Source organism: Paenibacillus hexagrammi (assembly GCF_021513275.1).
GTDB classification, from domain to species: domain Bacteria; phylum Bacillota; class Bacilli; order Paenibacillales; family NBRC-103111; genus Paenibacillus_E; species Paenibacillus_E hexagrammi.
In genome coordinates this window covers 371,864-388,904 of sequence record NZ_CP090978.1, presented here as the reverse complement: position 1 = coordinate 388,904, position 17,041 = coordinate 371,864, and the positions used below count along the sequence as shown (strand labels likewise).

The 17,041-nt window shown below is 51.4% G+C and carries 12 protein-coding genes; 3 read left to right on the top strand and 9 right to left on the bottom strand.

Features of this window, described 5'->3' with window-relative positions; genetic code table 11:
* Positions 1-5: 5 nt before the first annotated feature.
* The 4 genes from L0M14_RS01765 to L0M14_RS01750 all read right to left on the bottom strand — a co-directional run bounded on the left by L0M14_RS01765 (position 6) and on the right by L0M14_RS01750 (position 6,102).
* Positions 6-992 carry a Gfo/Idh/MocA family protein gene (locus L0M14_RS01765; RefSeq protein WP_235120383.1) on the bottom strand — a complete coding sequence of 329 codons (987 nt, stop codon included), beginning with the start codon at positions 990-992 and terminating at the stop codon, positions 6-8.
* A gap of 230 nt (positions 993-1,222) precedes the next feature.
* Positions 1,223-4,192, bottom strand: coding sequence for an OmpL47-type beta-barrel domain-containing protein (locus tag L0M14_RS01760; RefSeq protein ID WP_235120382.1), 2,970 nt, complete (start codon positions 4,190-4,192; stop codon positions 1,223-1,225).
* Positions 4,193-4,452: 260 nt separating this feature from the next.
* Positions 4,453-5,025, bottom strand: a complete 573-nt coding sequence (locus L0M14_RS01755) for a sugar O-acetyltransferase (RefSeq protein ID WP_235120381.1) — start codon at positions 5,023-5,025, stop codon at positions 4,453-4,455.
* A 51-nt stretch (positions 5,026-5,076) separates the two neighbouring features.
* Positions 5,077-6,102: an ROK family transcriptional regulator gene (locus tag L0M14_RS01750; RefSeq protein WP_405030814.1), complete on the bottom strand. Its 1,026-nt coding sequence runs from the start codon at positions 6,100-6,102 to the stop codon at positions 5,077-5,079.
* Between the two features lie 221 nt (positions 6,103-6,323).
* On the opposite strand from L0M14_RS01750, the gene L0M14_RS01745 reads away from it, so the two are divergent.
* Positions 6,324-6,707: a MerR family transcriptional regulator gene (locus L0M14_RS01745; protein WP_235120379.1), complete on the top strand. Its 384-nt coding sequence runs from the start codon at positions 6,324-6,326 to the stop codon at positions 6,705-6,707.
* Positions 6,704-7,465 (top strand): SDR family oxidoreductase, encoded by a 762-nt coding sequence (locus L0M14_RS01740; protein WP_235120378.1) that lies wholly within the window; start codon positions 6,704-6,706, stop codon positions 7,463-7,465. Before L0M14_RS01745 ends, L0M14_RS01740 begins: the two co-directional genes overlap by 4 nt.
* 226 nt (positions 7,466-7,691) lie before the next feature.
* On the opposite strand, the gene L0M14_RS01735 is transcribed toward L0M14_RS01740, so the two are convergent.
* Positions 7,692-9,152, bottom strand: a complete 1,461-nt coding sequence (locus tag L0M14_RS01735; protein WP_235120377.1) for a serine hydrolase domain-containing protein — start codon at positions 9,150-9,152, stop codon at positions 7,692-7,694.
* Between the two features lie 136 nt (positions 9,153-9,288).
* Here L0M14_RS01735 and L0M14_RS01730 point away from each other — a divergent pair, with 136 nt between their 5' ends.
* Positions 9,289-10,005, top strand: coding sequence for a TetR/AcrR family transcriptional regulator C-terminal domain-containing protein (locus L0M14_RS01730; RefSeq protein WP_235120376.1), 717 nt, complete (start codon positions 9,289-9,291; stop codon positions 10,003-10,005).
* 244 nt (positions 10,006-10,249) lie between these two features.
* Here the strand turns inward: L0M14_RS01730 and L0M14_RS01720 are convergent, their stop codons facing one another.
* The 4 genes from L0M14_RS01720 to L0M14_RS30860 form a co-directional block, all read right to left on the bottom strand.
* On the bottom strand, positions 10,250-10,720 hold the full coding sequence (locus tag L0M14_RS01720; RefSeq protein WP_235120375.1) for an Ig-like domain-containing domain: 471 nt from the start codon (positions 10,718-10,720) through the stop codon (positions 10,250-10,252).
* A 15-nt stretch (positions 10,721-10,735) separates the two neighbouring features.
* Complete coding sequence (locus L0M14_RS01715) at positions 10,736-10,936, bottom strand: DinB family protein (RefSeq protein ID WP_235120374.1); 201 nt, start codon at positions 10,934-10,936, stop codon at positions 10,736-10,738.
* A 174-nt stretch (positions 10,937-11,110) separates the two neighbouring features.
* Positions 11,111-16,276: a cadherin-like beta sandwich domain-containing protein gene (locus L0M14_RS01705; protein ID WP_260115431.1), complete on the bottom strand. Its 5,166-nt coding sequence runs from the start codon at positions 16,274-16,276 to the stop codon at positions 11,111-11,113.
* Positions 16,158-16,898 carry a cadherin-like beta sandwich domain-containing protein gene (locus tag L0M14_RS30860; RefSeq protein WP_260115430.1) on the bottom strand — a complete coding sequence of 247 codons (741 nt, stop codon included), beginning with the start codon at positions 16,896-16,898 and terminating at the stop codon, positions 16,158-16,160. Before L0M14_RS30860 ends, L0M14_RS01705 begins: the two co-directional genes overlap by 119 nt.
* Positions 16,899-17,041: the final 143 nt, after the last annotated feature.

Genomic DNA, 17,041 nt, shown 5'->3' with positions numbered 1-17,041 from the left:
TAGAGTCATTCAGATAGATAAATGGGTTGGCCGGTTGCGGCGGATCGGTTGACTGCACAGGCCATCTCCACTGCCTTGAGGCCGTCCTCGGCCGTCACTAGCGGCTCTTCGCCGGTAGCAAGGCAATGGAGGAAGTGGCGAAGCTCCGCTTCATACGCTCCGACGGCAAGCGGGCTCTGCGGCACCGCCACGCCAGGCCGTTCGTGTTCGGCGGAACAGGTCCTCACCACGAGCGGAACCTCCCGAGCGCTATCGTGCTCGAGCACACCGGCTTTACCCGCGAATTCGTAGGAAGTCACAAATTCGTCATGCGCCCATGAGCTCTCTACGTGTGCGATCGTTCCGTTACGGAAACGAACCGTCGCCAAGCCGTAATCCCTGTCCGCCTCAGGAGGCGTCATTTGGGCAAAAACCCGCTCCGGCTCTCCGAAGCACCACCGCAGGAAGTCCAGGTCGTGGATCATCAAGTCCAGGGCAAGCCCACCACTTCGATTACGGTCCTTGTACCAATCGTTCCACCCAGCCGGGAAGGGTCCGACCCGTGAGCACCGCGCCATTCCGACCTCACCGAAGGCTCCCTGTTGGAGTCGCTGCTTGGCCATGCGGTACGCTGGGAAGAATCGCACGACGTGGGCTACGAACAGTCTTACGCCCCGATCCCGACAAATATGGATCATCTCCCGCGCGTCTTCTGGATTGCCCGCCAGCGGCTTCTCACAGATGACTGCTCGGGCATGCCCAGCCGCCCGGATCGTAATTTCTTTATGGAGGTGTGTGGGTAAACAGATGTCAATGACGTCCAAATCCGCATGCCTCTCAGCTGCCTCCTCCATGGACGAGAAAGCTTCTCCTTCGCACAGAGCGGCAAGCTCCCTTGCACGTTCCAAGTCTGAATCAGCAATGCCGATCCAAGACACCTCGGGAATGTTGCGATATGCTTCCGTGTGAACGCTTCCCATTGTGCCTGCGCCTACTATCAATACTTTTGTCAACGTAATCACCCCGCGTCTTCATACCTGTATTGTAAGCTAACCCTTGCACAACTCCGAGCGGTACGGAATCGACTAAAAAGGTGGAATTATCCGAAAATTTAAAGCTGGATAACACGCAGGAAGTCTGAGAAGACTGGTTCCGTACGAATATGAAGCTGTAATGCTCATAGTGACAACAAAAAAGCGACCACTCTCCCTCGAAATAGAGGGAAGTGGTCGCTGTTTTTATCCTATTCGTTCATGCCGCTCTGGATCGCATCCATAATGGTATCGAGCAGTTCTTTAGCTGCATCGGGCTGCAGATCTCCTTTGGACACTTCCTTGCTGACCGCCTTCTGAAGCTCTACAAGCTTTTGGATCGTTTGAGCCAGCTTGCCTTTGTTGTACATATCCTCGGCTTGGGTGAGCTTGCTTTCGATGGAGGTACGAATTCCGTCATTCTTGAATTTGTCTTGCTCTCTCCATTTGTTTAGAATCTCCCGGATGATGTCGAAGATTGACTTCACCTTGAAGGTGTAGCTCTCCGACACCTGATTACCGGCCGCATCCCGCACAGCAAACTGTACGGTATGGGTGCCGAGCCCCAACTGCTTGGCCCGAAAGGTTTCGCCGGATGCAAAGACTTTACCGTCAAGCTGCAGCTCCTGCCAAGCAATCCCCGATAATGAATCTGACGCTTCCAGATCAAAGCGCACCGTTCCGAAAAATGGCACATCGTGAACAGCTTTTCCCGATTGAGTTAGGTTAGCAATTGGTGATGTTGTATCCAGTTGAATAGGCAGCGATTGCTCCGCCTCTTGATTTCCAGCAGCATCCATCGAATAATAGGAGATTTCATAGGAGCCTTCCGTCTGCACAGTGACGGGGCCTGTATATGGAATCCATTCTGTACCGCCGTTCAAGCTGTAGAATGTAGTAGCCACTCCACTTCCTTCATCGCTTGCCGTTAAAGTCAAAGTAACAGGCTCAGCGATCCATCCCTGCTCATTCGCAGCCTTAGATAATTCCGCTTTTGTAACCGGTGCCGACGTATCCGCTTGTACATGGAAATCCGCCAGTCCCCTAGGCTTCAATTGATAGACACCCTTGAAGATAGCTGCAACACCTGTAAGGTCAACGACCTGGCCTTCCTGATAAGGAAATCCACTCAAAATGAGCCCCGTTCTTCCATCCACGCGAACATGATTGCTGATCGCATCTTTCACTGCATCAAACTCGAAAGAACCGGTCGGCGATGCCGTGATGATATTTTGAATGGTGACACCGCTAAGCTGAACCAATTGCCCTTGATTCGCATCATTCACGGCTGTAACCGGAACTGCAGCAGGCAGATTCGACGTACCTGTCTTCGCAATTTCTACCGGATTAGAAAGCTCCAACTCGGTATTATATAACGCGGTAGATGCCGTAACCTTCACAACATCCCCTTGATGGAAGCCACTCTGGCTTTGGAATACATAAATGCCGCCCGTAGCATCCTGCAGATAAAAGGCTTGCCCGCCAAAAGCGCCGGGCTCCGTCGTCACAACTCCCTCGAGCGTAACCAGCGTGCCTTCCGCCTTACTGCGCGCTTCCGCTACCGTAATGGCCGCAGGAATCGGCGATTCTTCGTCCGGCAGCGGCTCCGCAGGAACATTGGCGATCGTTATCGCTTCTGTTTTGAGGTTGCTGCCGCTTTGCCTCAACCGCAGGTTCGCCGCTCCGTTCGTACCCGGCTTGATGCGAACCGTCAAATCTTTGTAAGCATGACCGTTAAGGTCCGAGGTTACGCTGAAATTACTGCTGTAGCCGTAAGACGTCGGCCAGGACCCGTCATCATTCTGCACCTCGGCAACCTGAGTACCCCCGGACAAATAAATCCCCATGCTATAGCCGGATGCCGTCGTGCCTGGAGGCAGATTGTCCACCGTAACACGGACTTGGAAGTCCTGCGCATTCGGCAGCTGCGCCTGATGGACGAAGCCGTAAGCCGCACTCGCTGTCGCTGCCGGGCCGCCGTAGGAGCCTGCCTTGAACGTGCTGCGGTCCCACCATTTGTAGCCCGCATCGGGAGCGGACCACGGCTCCGCTTGAGGCTCCGTAGAAGCCTCAGGCGCTTCAAAAGGCAGCAGAGCCGTTGGCTGATCCAGCTGCAAGCCCTCTACTTGAGCAAGGCTCGTATAACTTTCCTGCTTCGCCAGCCAATTCACCATATTGACGAGCAGCTTGTCGTCATTTTGTTCCTTGAAGCCATCGTAGGTTGTCTTCTTTTGGCCGTTCTCTTCTCTCAAATACTTGGGACTCGCGTCCTCTACCGGAGACGAATCGCCGATGAATGCCGCCTTACCTGCTCCAGCCTTAGCGATAGCTGCAAAAGGTCCTTCCGCAACTCCGCCGCCATTGTATACACCTTGATCCACGGCATTAGCCCAAGCCTCATTGGTTTGCGGCAGATAAACAATACCTTTGGCTTTCGTCGGGTCCATAATTGCAATCGTTGCGCCCGCATGCATGGCAACACTATTTACCGAATCTGTGATGCCCATCGACTGCTCAGGGGAAACGATGTTCGTCGCATTAATATCACCCAGCGCGTTATATCGGAAGCGAACACCGAAGTTGTCGGCCAGCCAGTCCGAGCTTGCTACTTCCTGCATAGCCGAAGATCCGGCTTCCTCCGCACTCATGCCCTTCGAAGGGTTGTCCCATGCGCCGCGGCGATATCCATTGAACACCTCCGAGGCATCCCAACGGTTTTTGTTCCGGTCAGCATTATAATGGTCCGCAATAAAAAAGATACTGCCGCCGCTCTCCACATACTGCTTCATGGCAGCTTGTTCGCTTGGCTTGTACGGTATATTGGCCTCACCGATAACAAATACGTTATAAGGGCTTAAATCTGCGAGCGTAATCGGAGCCGTCTTGCGAAGCTCCTTCACATAAAAACCATCGCCAGCCAAAGCATTGGCAAAATCGGAAAAGCCGCCGTCAATCACCCAATCCGCGGCACCTGCCGTCTGACCGTGCGTATTGTCAAACAGCACCTTTTTACCTGCATTCTCATTCACAACCTTAGCCTCGATGAATGGAGCCGGATCACTTGGCCCCTCAGCAAATACCTGCTGCAAGCCGCTTGTCGCCGCCATTTGCACAGGAAGTGCCACAGTTAGTGCCAATACGGATTTTGCCCATTTCGCCTTCCACCCTGCCATCTTACCCATCATATTCCTCCTTTGGTCAATAAAGTTAGCGCCTATCGACCCCATTCTATCACGCCAGTACTAGACTTAGTGATATTTTTTTGTAAATATGAGGAATTTTTGTGCAGAATGACAAAAGGATTGGAAGGAGGCGAAGCCGCAAATCCAGGAAGGCGATTCTAGCATTTTAGAAACTGGAGATAGGCACAGAAAAAGCGGCAGTCCATCGGACGAGACCTACATCCTGGACTACCGCTGTACCGATGACATGATTGTGATCCTTACAAATCATTATTGATAAACTTGATAACCTTAGCCGGGCAACCGCCTACGAGTGCGTGATCAGGGACGTCTTTCGTAACAACAGCGCCAGAGGCGATCACCGCGTTATTTCCAATTTTCACACCAGGGTTAATGACTGCCCTGCCTCCAATCCAGACGTTATTCCCAATGGTAACCGGCTTACCAAATTCAGCTCCGGATATTCGTTCCTTAGCTTCTAAGGGATGCGTAGCCGTATAAATATGAACGCCTGGGGCTAAGAAACAATTGTCTCCTATCCGAATCTCACACACATCCAGAAACACACAATCAAAGTTCGCATAAAAGTTCTCGCCAACATGGATGTTGTAACCATAATCGCAGCGAAACGTTGGCTCTACGTAATACTGGGTTCCAGTTGAACCGAATAGCTCCCGCAAAATTTCTTTCCTTCCTTCATCGTCCGTTTCCAACGACTGATTGAATAACCGTGTTAGCCGGCGCGCGTTCAACCGATCCTTCACTAGCTCCGCATCACCTGCTTGATACAGCTCACCGTTTAACATCTTTTCTTTTTCTGTTTGTGTTGGCATAGAAAACTTCCTTTCGAGAGGTGATAGATACAGCTTGCTTCACGATCCATGCTAGCAGCCATCCGTAATCATCAAATTGAGCGCTAAATGCTGCAAGCCCGCCAAATAGTCCTGCCTCCAATTACTCAACATGAGCATCGGCAAATGTTCCTTCGGAATGTAAGTCGAGCTGCGAGCTGCGATTCGAGCCAAAAGCGCTTCATCTACCTCGTCATCACAAAACACAACTGCCCTCGGATTAAGAATAGCTGCGAATGTGGCGATCAAACGGGCAACAGCGTCCGTCTGTTTGTCTCCAGCCAATACATTCCAGATATCCCCCTCTTCCAGCCGCAGTGCTTGCATAAAAGATAGTTCATCATACTGGGGTACAAAAGAAATCTCACCCGAAAAGAATGTACTGCCTCTGACGACATCACCATTGATCATAATGCCGGCGCCTGCCCCATTCTGACCGAAATACAGATAAACGAGCGATTCATTCTCGATCTCGAAGTTCGACGCATATCCAAAAACCGATGCATTCATATCATTTTCAATGACCACCGGAATTTGAAATCGAGATTCGAGCTCCCCTTTCAAATCATAGTCGTGAAAACTCTGATAGGAAGGGATATGGATGATCCTCCCATTGTTAACGGCACCGGGCACTCCGATAGCAATAGAGCGAAGCCTGGGGTACTTCTCGATCAGCGTCTCAATAAGGTCCGAGAGCAGCTGTACATCTTGCTGCAGTACACTTTGCTTTGTTCCGTGCTCTTTGACTTCCCCCATACAAGTAAATATCGAATAAGTCGTATCGCCCTTCTCCATGAAAATGGCCAGTCCCAACATGTATTCCGGGTCGTAGGTGTACCGTTTTGCCCTCCTGCCTCCGCTGGAATCGTCATCACCTGTGTAGGTGATTTCACCGTCCTTCTCCATCTGAGCGATAAATTTGCTGATCGTCGGAAAGCTAATGCCGAGTCGCTGGCTGAGCTCCGCTTTCGTGGCGCTTCCCATCATAATGAGACCCGCACGAATGCGGGAAATTAACGGCTCACTCATTTCATTCGGCATCTTAAACCCATTCGTCATACAGACCAAAGCCTTTCATCGAAATGTCGATACTTTTTAAAGTGTTTTAATAAGTTTAGATCATCTTAGCAGAAGTTGCTTGTAAGGGCAAATGATTTTTATTTTAAGTAATCTCCCCTAAAAAATCCTGCAATCGTGCAGATAAGCTGTTGACTTCAACCATGGTTTAAGTCGTATCATATTCCTGTCGACAAGAATAGAAACGATGCGGAGGCCTCCCGATGAACTATTGTTCCATTAGCGAAGCATCAGCCAGATTCAATATCCCGGAATCTACCATACGGTACTATGAGAAAAAGGGATTACTGCCGCTGATCGAGCGCAACGAAGCTGGCAGGCGGTTATTTTCAGAAAATCAAATGGCGCTCCTCGGAACGGTGATCTGTTTAAAAAACACGAATATGCCCATAAACGATATCAAACAATATATCGATTGGGTCGTTGAAGGAGACAGCACCATCGAGCTCCGGCTTACCATGATGGAAACTCACAAGCAAGCCGTTTTAGATGAAATTGCTCTGATGACAGCATCCCTAGAAGGAATTGACTACAAGATTGCCCGATACACCAAACATATTCAGGAGAGAAAAGAGGAACCATCATGAAGCTTTCAGGTAATACCATTCTTATTACAGGCGGAAGTGCAGGCATCGGGTTAGCTTTTGCGGAGCGCTTCTTACAAGCAGGAAATACCGTCATTATTTGCGGACGCCGCGCGGAAGTGCTGCAACAAGCAAAGGAGAAGTTCCCCAGCCTTATTACCCGTGTAAGTAACTTGGATATGGAATCCGAACGCATTGCCTTGTTTGACTGGGTAACAACGAACTATCCGGAAGTTAATGTGCTGGTGAACAATGCAGGAATTCAGCAGCGTTTCAATGTGTTAAAAGCAGATGTGAAAAAAGATTGGAGTTATTTCAATAAAGAGCTTACGACCAACATCGAAGCTCCTTTCCATCTAGCCATGATGTTTGCTCCCTTCTTTGCAGCCAAAGAAGAGGCGACCATCATCAACGTAACTTCCGGACTAGCCTTTACACCGTTTGCGATCGCACCGATTTATTCAGCGACAAAAGCGGCGCTTCATTCGTTTACCATGAGTCTTCGGCTCCAGCTATCCGATACATCCGTTGAAGTCATCGAAGTTGCTCCTCCTGCTGTGAATACCGACTTAGGCGGCGCAGGGCTGCACACACAAGGTGAACCGCTCGATGCATTTGCTGATGGGATATTCAAGGGATTAGAAGAGGGAAAACAAGAAATCGGTTATGGCACTTCCGTGGGTCGTTTACGCATGTCAAGAGATGAAATCGACGGATACGCGGCAAACATGTATCAGGCAACGAAGCATATGATTGAGTAGAGTATGGCATGCAATCATGTCAACAGTGTTTGGAGAAAAGCCACGAAGGCTCGTAATGGCCCGCTTTATCGATAATCTGGCGGCGGTAAGGACTTTAAAAAGTCATACCGCCGCTGTTTTTGTTGAGGTGGGCTTCCGATAACATAAAGTTCGAATATTCCATGCAGTTAAATCCACCAACTACAATCTATCCAGTGAAATGTGAAATGTAGAGACAATTCATGTGTTAATTGTGCTCATGCTCAAGCGCCGCAATCACCTCGGCAACCAGCCGATCGGCTCCAGCGACAAGACCGTCCGGGTGATGTGCCACACCTAAGCGAACTACGACCAAGTGCTGGGATGGGACGATGACAATATGCTGCCCCATATTTCCCATAGCGAAAAAGGCATCCCGCGGCACATGGGGCATCCCCCATGGAAGACCGTACGGCGCATTGCCGCTTGCGGGCAGATTGACCCAAAAACCTGCTCCATAGCCGGTGTTAAGCGTCTGTGAAGACGAGTATGCAACCCATCCTTCGGGGAGGACCCTCTCCTTTCCCGCCATGCCGTCATGTAAGTATAAGAGTCCAAAGCGGGCCCAGTCACGCGCGGAGGCTAACATTGACGCTGCACCGTTTGGTGTCCCCGTCGCATCAAACTCCAGCGTCACGTTGTTCATGCCGAGCGGACTGAATAGTTCATGCTGCGCAAACTGCCTTACATCTGAAGCTCGACCACCGACGGTGTCGCGAATAATACGCGAGAGAAGTATATAGTTGCCGTCAGTGTACGCCCACTTACTTCCAGGCGTAGTAACTAGTTTGGCATTCTCCGCGAACCCCGCCATGTCCCTTTCGAGAAAGACCATTCTAGATGCGGGGTCGAATCCTGAACTGGTCTGCTTAAGAGCAAGGCCGCTTGTTTGCCGTAACAATTCATCAATTGTAATCTTATGGCGAGGGTCCTTTTCATTCTGCCAAGCTGCAATTGGGGCAAATTGGTCGACATTCAATTTCCCCTGCCTGACTAGAATGCCAATCAGGGCGTTAGTGACCGACTTTGTCGCTGAAAACCCCAGCAGTTGAGTATCCATCCCTATGCCGGAAGCATAACGCTCGGCAACGATTTCCCCATTTTTGACCACGACGATTGCCTGGGTTCGTATATAAGGTGGTTGATCGCGCTCGGCAAAAGCATGGTCCAGCGCGGCGCGCAGCTGTTCGTTCTTAGGCTCCACTACAGCTGGTCCCGCTATTTCGGGTGCTTGTTGATTCGACAGACCAACTGGGGAAGCAGTGTTAGCAGCCGTGACCAGACTGATATCCTCAGGCTCATACACCAACACGCAACCTGTCCCTTCACCGTATATCGCACGAGTTTTATAAAGGCCCGCAATGGTCGTTGTCACTTCGTGTTCTTCACGGTCAACGCTAACGTGAATCAAACGGCTAATGATTCCAATCGCTCCTTCAGGCTGGACCATGTCGGCATATACCTGATTAGGATCAAGGCCTGAAACAAAGGTTCCGGAACAAATTTCCTTGCTGGCAAACCCCGAAGCAACCATCAATGGCTGGTACAGCAGAAGCCCTAACCCAACAGATAAAATCAGCACAATTGCTAGTACAAGAAAAGTAAATCTGCGTTTGATTTTATTTCTAAGCAGTACCGACACTGGATGAATGACGCGGAGTTGTTTCAATGCTTGATCAGCCCCCAACCTCTCAACTATACATTGTATACAGTGTATACAATGCATTATAAGTATACGGTGTATACCCGTCAACGTTCTGTGTTATACTGTGGCTATACTATTTGTTTTTGGGAGTCGTCGAATCGTGTTTAACAATAACAATGATCAAACACCTGAAGGTACAAAGAAAAGAAAAAGCTCTAGCCGCCTAAATCGAGAGGACATTGTGACGCTGGCATTACATATTGCGGATACGGAAGGAATCGACGCAGTGAGTTTTCGGCGCTTAGCCCAGGAGCTCGGAGTAACTCCTATGGCCATCTATCGACATGTACACAACAAGGATGATCTTTTAGACGCCATGACCGAGCATATGCTGGCTTCTTTTGATATCTCAGCAGTGAAGGAGACGAATTGGCGGGATCAGGTAAGGGGCTTGCTTTATGCTCTCCGTCAGGTGTTACTTATCCACCCCTCAGGCAAAACACTGCTGTCCAGGCGCTCTCTGCCCGCAACAAACAGGCTCAAAATTTTCGAGTTATCGCTTGGTATCCTTCGCAGCGCCGGGTTCGAGTCCCGGGAAGCGTTCTACATTTTTGAACACCTACTCAATCAAGTGGTATCGTTAGTTGCAGCCGGAGATGGGTACGTACAGGGGACGGAAGAGGAGCGCAGTTTGTGGGGAGCTCAATTGCTGGGATTCTATGGCAACCTTCCGCAGCAGGAATATCCTTCGCTCGTAGAAGCCGCCCCGAATATTGCAGCTAGCGTCGATAAGGACCGTCACTTTAAATTCGGTACTGACCTTTTAGTAGCTGGCGTGGAGGCAATGGCCGCATCCGTACGTTTAAATAATCCATAAGAAAAGATGCCCCAGCTATGAATTCGAACGCACAGCCTTGTTTGACTGGATTAGCAGAGGGAAAAGAGGAAATCGGACATGGCACATCCTCGGGGTGTTTACGCATGTCGAGGGATGAAATCGATGGTTACGCGGCAAACAAGTATAGAGCAACGAAGCATATGTCTGGCTCGTGAAGTGCAAAAAGCGACGATATGAACTTGTAAAAGTCTTACCGCCGCTTTTTATGTTATTACAGCTTCATTTATTTCACACTGAATCCAAACTGGTAATCCGCCCCCATTTTCTGATGTTGGGCATTTTCAATATTTCCTGAAACAATTACATCAATACCATTGCTTGAACCATATCCGGAATCTTCCGGGAGCTCGAGGTAAAGTCTTCGTTCGTTTTTTTCGTAACGGAACTTAAACATAGATTGAATCATACTGTCCCCATGTTTTCCGTCTAATACTAAAATGCTTGTTGCATTCAAAGAGTCAGGATTCATATCTTGAGCAAAAGTAATAGCAATGTTTGTTTTTTGATTTACATCAACCGCACCATTTCTGGGAGTGGTTGCCACGATCCAACCCGAAGGTTCAGGAGTACTCGTCACCATAGGGGGATTCAGAGGGCCATGCGTATTTTCCGTAGCGCTCATATAATTCCCGCATCCGAGTAACAGAAACAAAGAACATGCCAGCGCGACCACTTTGATTGTTTGATTACGCATGATTCCTAGCCCCTGTCAAAAACCCTGGTCGCGCAGGAATGATACAATCTGCTGCTGGTGATGCTGATCCCAATTCAGAAGATGCGAAACGATCTGACCTACAGACCACTTACCCTCCGATACCGGTGTCAGCCAAAGCCTCTCATCCAACGTTTCCAACGATGCCACCCAGGAGGAATAAGCGCCAAATACCCTAATAATAGATTCCACGTTCATAGGTAATCCCCATTTCAACATATATTGAATCACTAGACAAAAAATAATAACCCTGACTCTACATATTCGACGTAAAGTCAGGGCAAGTGGTTGCCTCACGAATTTTTTTATTGGTGTCATCTGAAGTTGTTTCTACTTGCTGCTTGTGAACTATGCGTACTTTGGTTCCAACACTTAGATCAGATCCGACTTTTGAAGTAGGCGTTCCACGATGGCCGCAACCTCGGCTCTTGTGATGTACTCTTTAGGTGCAAGCTCCGAATCGTCTCTCCCCGCAAGAATGCCTGCCCGCAAACTATCGGCAAGACTGCTTTTTGCCCAAGCGGATGCTTCCGTTGCATCCTTAAACGAGTTCAGCGTTTTATCCTCAGTCTTCTCAGTTTGATCTGTAAGCTTAGCTTTCAGGCCCGTGATCGTCATCGCCTTGTCTAAGATGACCGTTGCCTGCTCGCGCGTGATCTTGTCTTCCGGCCGGAAGGTTCCATCTCCGAAGCCAGATATCAAACCATACGACTGCGCTGTGTTTATCGCACCGTTATACCAGTCCGATGCCGCTACATCTGAAAATGGCGTTGCCCCTTGCTCCTGCTTGAGCCCCAAAGCACGGACTACGATGGCCGCAAATTCGGCGCGGGTGATGTCACGGTTGGGTTCGAAGGTGCCGTTCGCCGTACCGTCGATGATCATACGCGATCCCATATCGTTGACGGCTTCCTTCGCCCAGTGGCCGGTTACGTCACTGAACTCAACCGGATGCCAGATTACCGAGTACGTACTGTTGGTCAAGCTGTTGATGACCGCATAGTATTTTCCATTCTCCAGGACGATCCTCGTCGGCACATGGCGCACCGTTCCATCCGGGTCGACAACGACACCCGTCGTAATCTTCTTCGGATCGACGCCGTCCGGGATCGCAATTTTGCGCTCCACATACGCGCTGAACTTTTCTATTTCTACCGTTTTGTCTTGGTAGGCGCCTTTTACCGTAAAACTAACCGGCGGAGCGACGATCGTGAACTCCCCTTGGACCGCTGCATGTTCCTCGAATTTCACCTCATCGTTCGCCGGCTCGGAGATTTCGACCTGGACCTTGATGTCCTTCAAGTTGACATTGCCGCCAAGCTGCTTCGATACTTCAATGATGTTGATTTGTTGCGCTGGCAGCGTGTAGTCGCCCTTCTCCGTTTTGACTTGGAGAACGGCCCCTTTATCCTCCATGTTCTTGACCATCTGTCCGTTCAATTCCCCGACGATCTTATCGGAATTCGTTTTCACCGATACGGATACTACAGTGTGTCCTCCCGTCGACTGGAGCTTCTCGTCCAGTTTCTTCTCGTCGACGGTGATCGTGGTAATGGTCCGATTGTTTTCCTTTGAAGTTGATGCCTTCCCGAGATTTTCCTCATGACCATTGACGAATACCGAGGCCCCACTGTCGGATGGCTGCGAATCACCGGCGCTGGAACTGCTTCCGCTTGGAGTACCGCTCGACGCCGCTTTATGAGGCTCTCTCGGCGTCACCATATTGGAGGTGGAGGATGCGGCACCGCTGCCTACTGCGTTGATCGCTTTCACCGTAAACGTATAAGCCGTCCCGTTCGTTAATCCTGTTACCGTAATCGGGCTTGCCGTTCCGGTCACGACGATGCTGCCCGGCGAAGCAATCACTTCGTATCCCGTAATCACACTTCCGCCATTGTCTACCGGGGCCGTGAAGGTAATGTCGGCTTCGCCGTTACCTGCGGTTGCCGTAATGCCCCCCGGTGCTCCCGGAACCGTCACCGGAGTCGCCTCAGCCTGATTGGATCCTGCGCTCAAGCCACCCGTGTTGCCTGCCTTCACCACAAAGTAATAGGTGGTGCCATTTGATAGATTCCGAATGCTATAAGTTGAATAAGTCACTGTCGTTACCGTTGCGTCGGCAAATTGGCCGGATATCGTCGACATATACAGATTGTAATAGGTCGCACCTGGAATCGTATCCCAATTCAGATCTATTTGTCGATCCCCTCCGGTTGCCGCAAGGTTCTGTGGATTCGCGGGAGCATCAGGCAGGTCGACCACTTGCGTTACAGTAAACGTTACGTCCGTCATACCGGTTGCGGATACCGTGACAGCTGCCGTGTACGTACCTGCCGCCAAGCCATCTTTTACCCTGACCGTAAAGCTTGTTGCCGCGCCTCCGCTATTTAGCGTCGTTTCAGGTTGTGTGATCGTAAAATCATCTGCATTTTGTCCACTTAGAGTTGCCGCCAGTTGCAGGAGATTTCCAGTCCCGGTATTTAACACTGTGATCGTCTTCGTTTCCTGCGTACCGGATACGTAGCCTTGAATAAGCACATTTGACGTTTGATTTGCAATGGCGCCAATTGTATAAGTATGAGCATTCACCGTGACTGCGGCCGCGCCGCTCGCCGTTGTTGCCGACTTCGCTCCCGTCGCACCGTTGTTCGTGTTCGTTACAACGACGTAGTAGTATGTTGTCCCCAACGCGCCTGTCGGAGCGCTGTACGTCGCGTTCGTTTCGCCGCTGATTACCGTACCGCCTGTGCTGCTGTTGGTGTTATTGCTGTACCACTGGTAGCTCAGCGTTCCGCCGTCGCCTACCGTCGCGGCTATGCTCAAGCTCGGGCTCGCTTCGCCTTCGTTCACCGACGCTCCGCTCGGCTGTGTGCTGATCGCCGGAGCTTCGGCATCCATCAGCGCATTCACCGTGATTGCGGCCGCGCCGCTCGCCGTTGTTGCCGACTTCGCTCCCGTCGCACCGTTGTTCGTGTTCGTTACAACGACGTAGTAGTATGTTGTCCCCAACGCGCCTGTCGGAGCGCTGTACGTCGCGTTCGTTTCGCCGCTGATTACCGTGCCGCCTGTGCTGCTGTTCGTGCTATTGCTGTACCACTGGTAGCTCAGCGTTCCGCCGTCGCCTACCGTCGCGGCTATGCTCAAGCTCGGGCTCGCTTCGCCTTCGTTCACCGACGCTCCGCTCGGCTGTGTGCTGATCGCCGGAGCTTCGGCATCCACCAGCGCATAAGTGCGGATCGTCGTTCCCGCGCTCGCTGCCGATGCATTCTGCGTGTCCGTCGCCTTCACGCGAGTAACGAATGTATAATCCGTATCCGGCGTCAGGCCGCTGAACGTTGAACTGTCCTGCCACGTCAATCCGTTGTCCTTGCTGTATTCCTGTCCCGTTACCGCCGCCATTATAATGCTTGATGTCGTTCGGGCGTCCGGATTCGAGCCCAAGCTTGGAGCCGACGGTGCGTCCAGCCCGTCCGCCTTTGCCACCGCAGCTGTACCCGAGCTGGTCAGGCTGCCCGTCGCATGCGTTCCGTCCGCCGTAACCGTCACGCTGATCACCGCCCCGATGTCAGCTTGCACCGGCGTGTAACTGGAGCCTGTTGCGCCGCTGATCGCCACGCCGTCGCGGTTCCACTGGATTGTCGGCACATCGGCCGTAGTAATGGGAGTATAGGACACATAGGACCAGTCGACCGTCAGCGTTTGGCCATATTGGGCGGTCCCGCTGACCGATACCGTGCCGTACATCGCCGGAAGCGCATAAGTGCGGATTGTCGTTCCCGCGCTCGCTGCCGATGCGTTCTGCGTGTCCGTCGCCTTCACCCGAGTAACGAATGTATAGTCCGTATTCGGCGTCAAACCGCTGAACGTCGAGCTGTCCTGCCACGTCGATCCGTTGTCCTTGCTGTACTCCTGTCCCGTCACCGCTTCCAGTATGATGCTTGATGTCGTTCGGGCGTCCGGACTAGAGTCCAAGCTTGGAGCCGACGGCGCGTCCGGCCCGTCCTCTTTTGCCACCGTAGCAGTACCCGAGCTGGTCAGGCTGCCCGTCGCATGCGTTCCGTCCGCCGTCACCGTCACGCTGATCACCGCTCCGATGTCCGCCTGCACCAGCGTGTAGCTGAAGCCAGTTGCGCCGTTGATTGCCACGCCATTGCTGTTCCACTGAATCGTCGGCACATCGCTGCTAATCGATGACGTATACGTGATGCTGCTCAAATCTGCCGTCAGCGTTTCGCCATATGCTGCAGTCCCGCTGATCGCAACCGTGCCTCCCATCACCGCCGCTCGAGTTACCGTCACCGTATAGGTATTCGTCGTACCGTCCTGCGCAGTGACATCTACCGTAATCGTATTCGAGCCCACATCCAGATTCACTCCGCTCGGGCTGCCGCTTGTTACTGTGGAATTGTTAACCTTTACCGTCGCTGCACTGTCTTCAACCGTAGGTGTTATTGAGAGACTGCCCACCGCATTTCCGACACTTGCCGTATAACTTGTCGTTCCGCTTGCAAAACTCGGGCTCAATGTGCCCTGGCTTATTGTCAAATTACTGAGATTCGCATTGCTCGAAGCGGCTCGGGTTACCGTCACCGTATAGGCATTCGTCGTACCGTCCTGCGCAGTGACATCTACCATAATCGTATTCGAGCCCACATCCAGATTCACTCCGCTCGGGCTGCCGCTTGTTACTGTGGAATTGTTAACCTTTACCGTCGCTGTACTGTCTTCAACCGTAGGTGTTATTGAGAGACTGCCCACCGCATTTCCGACACTTGCCGTATAACTTGTCGTTCCGCTTGCAAAACTCGGGCTCAATGTGCCCTGGCTTATTGTCAAATTACTGAGATTCGCATTGCTCGAAGCGGCTCGGGTTACCGTCACCGTATAGGCATTCGTCGTACCGTCCTGCGCAGTGACATCTACCATAATCGTATTCGAGCCCACATCCAGATTCACTCCGCTCGGGCTGCCGCTTGTTACTGTGGAATTGTTAACCTTTACCGTCGCTGTACTGTCTTCAACCGTAGGTGTTACCGAGAGACTGCCCACCGTATTTCCGACACTTGCCGTATAGCTTGTCGTTCCGCCTGCAAAACTCGGGCTCAATGTGCCCTGGCTTATTGTCAAATTACTGAGATTCGCATTGCTCGAAGCGACTCGGGTTACCGTCACCGTATAGGTATTCGTCGTACCGTCCTGCGCAGTGACATCTACCGTAATCGTATTCGAGCCCACATCCAGATTCACTCCGCTCGGGCTGCCGCTTGTTACTGTGGAATTGTTAACCTTTACCGTCGCTGTACTGTCTTCAACCGTAGGTGTTACCGAGAGACTGCCCACCGCATTTCCGACACTTGCCGTATAGCTTGTCGTTCCGCCTGCAAAACTCGGGCTCAATGTGCCCTGGCTTATTGTCAAATTACTGAGATTCGCATTGCTCGAAGCGGCTCGAGTTACCGTCACCGTATAGGTATTCGTCGTACCGTCCTGCGCAGTGACATCTACCGTAATCGTATTCGAGCCCACATCCAGATTCACTCCAGCTCGGGCTGCCGCTTGTTACTGTTAATCCATTGACTTCTACACTCGCCGTGCTGTCAGATACCGTAGGTGTTACCGAGAAACTTCCCACCGCATTCCCAACACTTGCCGTATAACTTGTCGTTCCGCCTGCAAAACTCGGGTTCAATGTGCCCTGACTTAATGTCAAATTACTGAGATTCGCATTGCTCGAAGCGGCTCGGGTTACCGTCACCGTATAGGTATTCGTCGTACCGTCCTGCGCAGTGACATCTACCGTAATTGTATTCGAGCCCACATCCAGATTCACTGTGCTCGGGCTACCGCTTGTTGCAGTTAATCCATTGACTTCTACACTCGCTGTGCTGTCAGATACCGTAGGTGTTATCGAGAGACTGCCCACCGCATTTCCGACACTTGCCGTATAGCTTGTCGTTCCGCTTGCAAAACTCGGGCTCAATGTGCCCTGGCTTAATGTCATATTACTGAGATTCGCATTGCTCGAGGCGGCTCGGGTTACCGTCACCGTATAGGTATTCGTCGTACCGTCCTCGGCCGTTACGAGAACCGTGATCGTGTTGGAGCCTACACCCAAGTTCACCGTAGCCGAAGAGCCGCTATTGACAAACGCGCCATTCACTTTAATGGATGCCGTACTGTCTGCGACTGATGGCGTGACATTGATACTGGAGGTCGAATTCCGACACTCGCAGTATAAGACGTAGTCCCTGAAACAAATGTAGGAGTTAAAGTGCCCTGACTTAGAGTTAATCCAGCTAAATC

Coding starts and splice junctions, on each gene's coding strand:
- L0M14_RS01750 (WP_405030814.1), bottom strand. CDS start 6,102: ATGACGAATGGGTTTAAGATGCCGAATGAAATGAGTGAGCCGTTAATT.
- L0M14_RS01760 (WP_235120382.1), bottom strand. CDS start 4,192: ATGGGTAAGATGGCAGGGTGGAAGGCGAAATGGGCAAAATCCGTATTG.
- L0M14_RS01720 (WP_235120375.1), bottom strand. CDS start 10,720: ATGCGTAATCAAACAATCAAAGTGGTCGCGCTGGCATGTTCTTTGTTT.
- L0M14_RS01740 (WP_235120378.1), top strand. CDS start 6,704: ATGAAGCTTTCAGGTAATACCATTCTTATTACAGGCGGAAGTGCAGGC.
- L0M14_RS01745 (WP_235120379.1), top strand. CDS start 6,324: ATGAACTATTGTTCCATTAGCGAAGCATCAGCCAGATTCAATATCCCG.
- L0M14_RS01755 (WP_235120381.1), bottom strand. CDS start 5,025: ATGCCAACACAAACAGAAAAAGAAAAGATGTTAAACGGTGAGCTGTAT.
- L0M14_RS01715 (WP_235120374.1), bottom strand. CDS start 10,936: ATGAACGTGGAATCTATTATTAGGGTATTTGGCGCTTATTCCTCCTGG.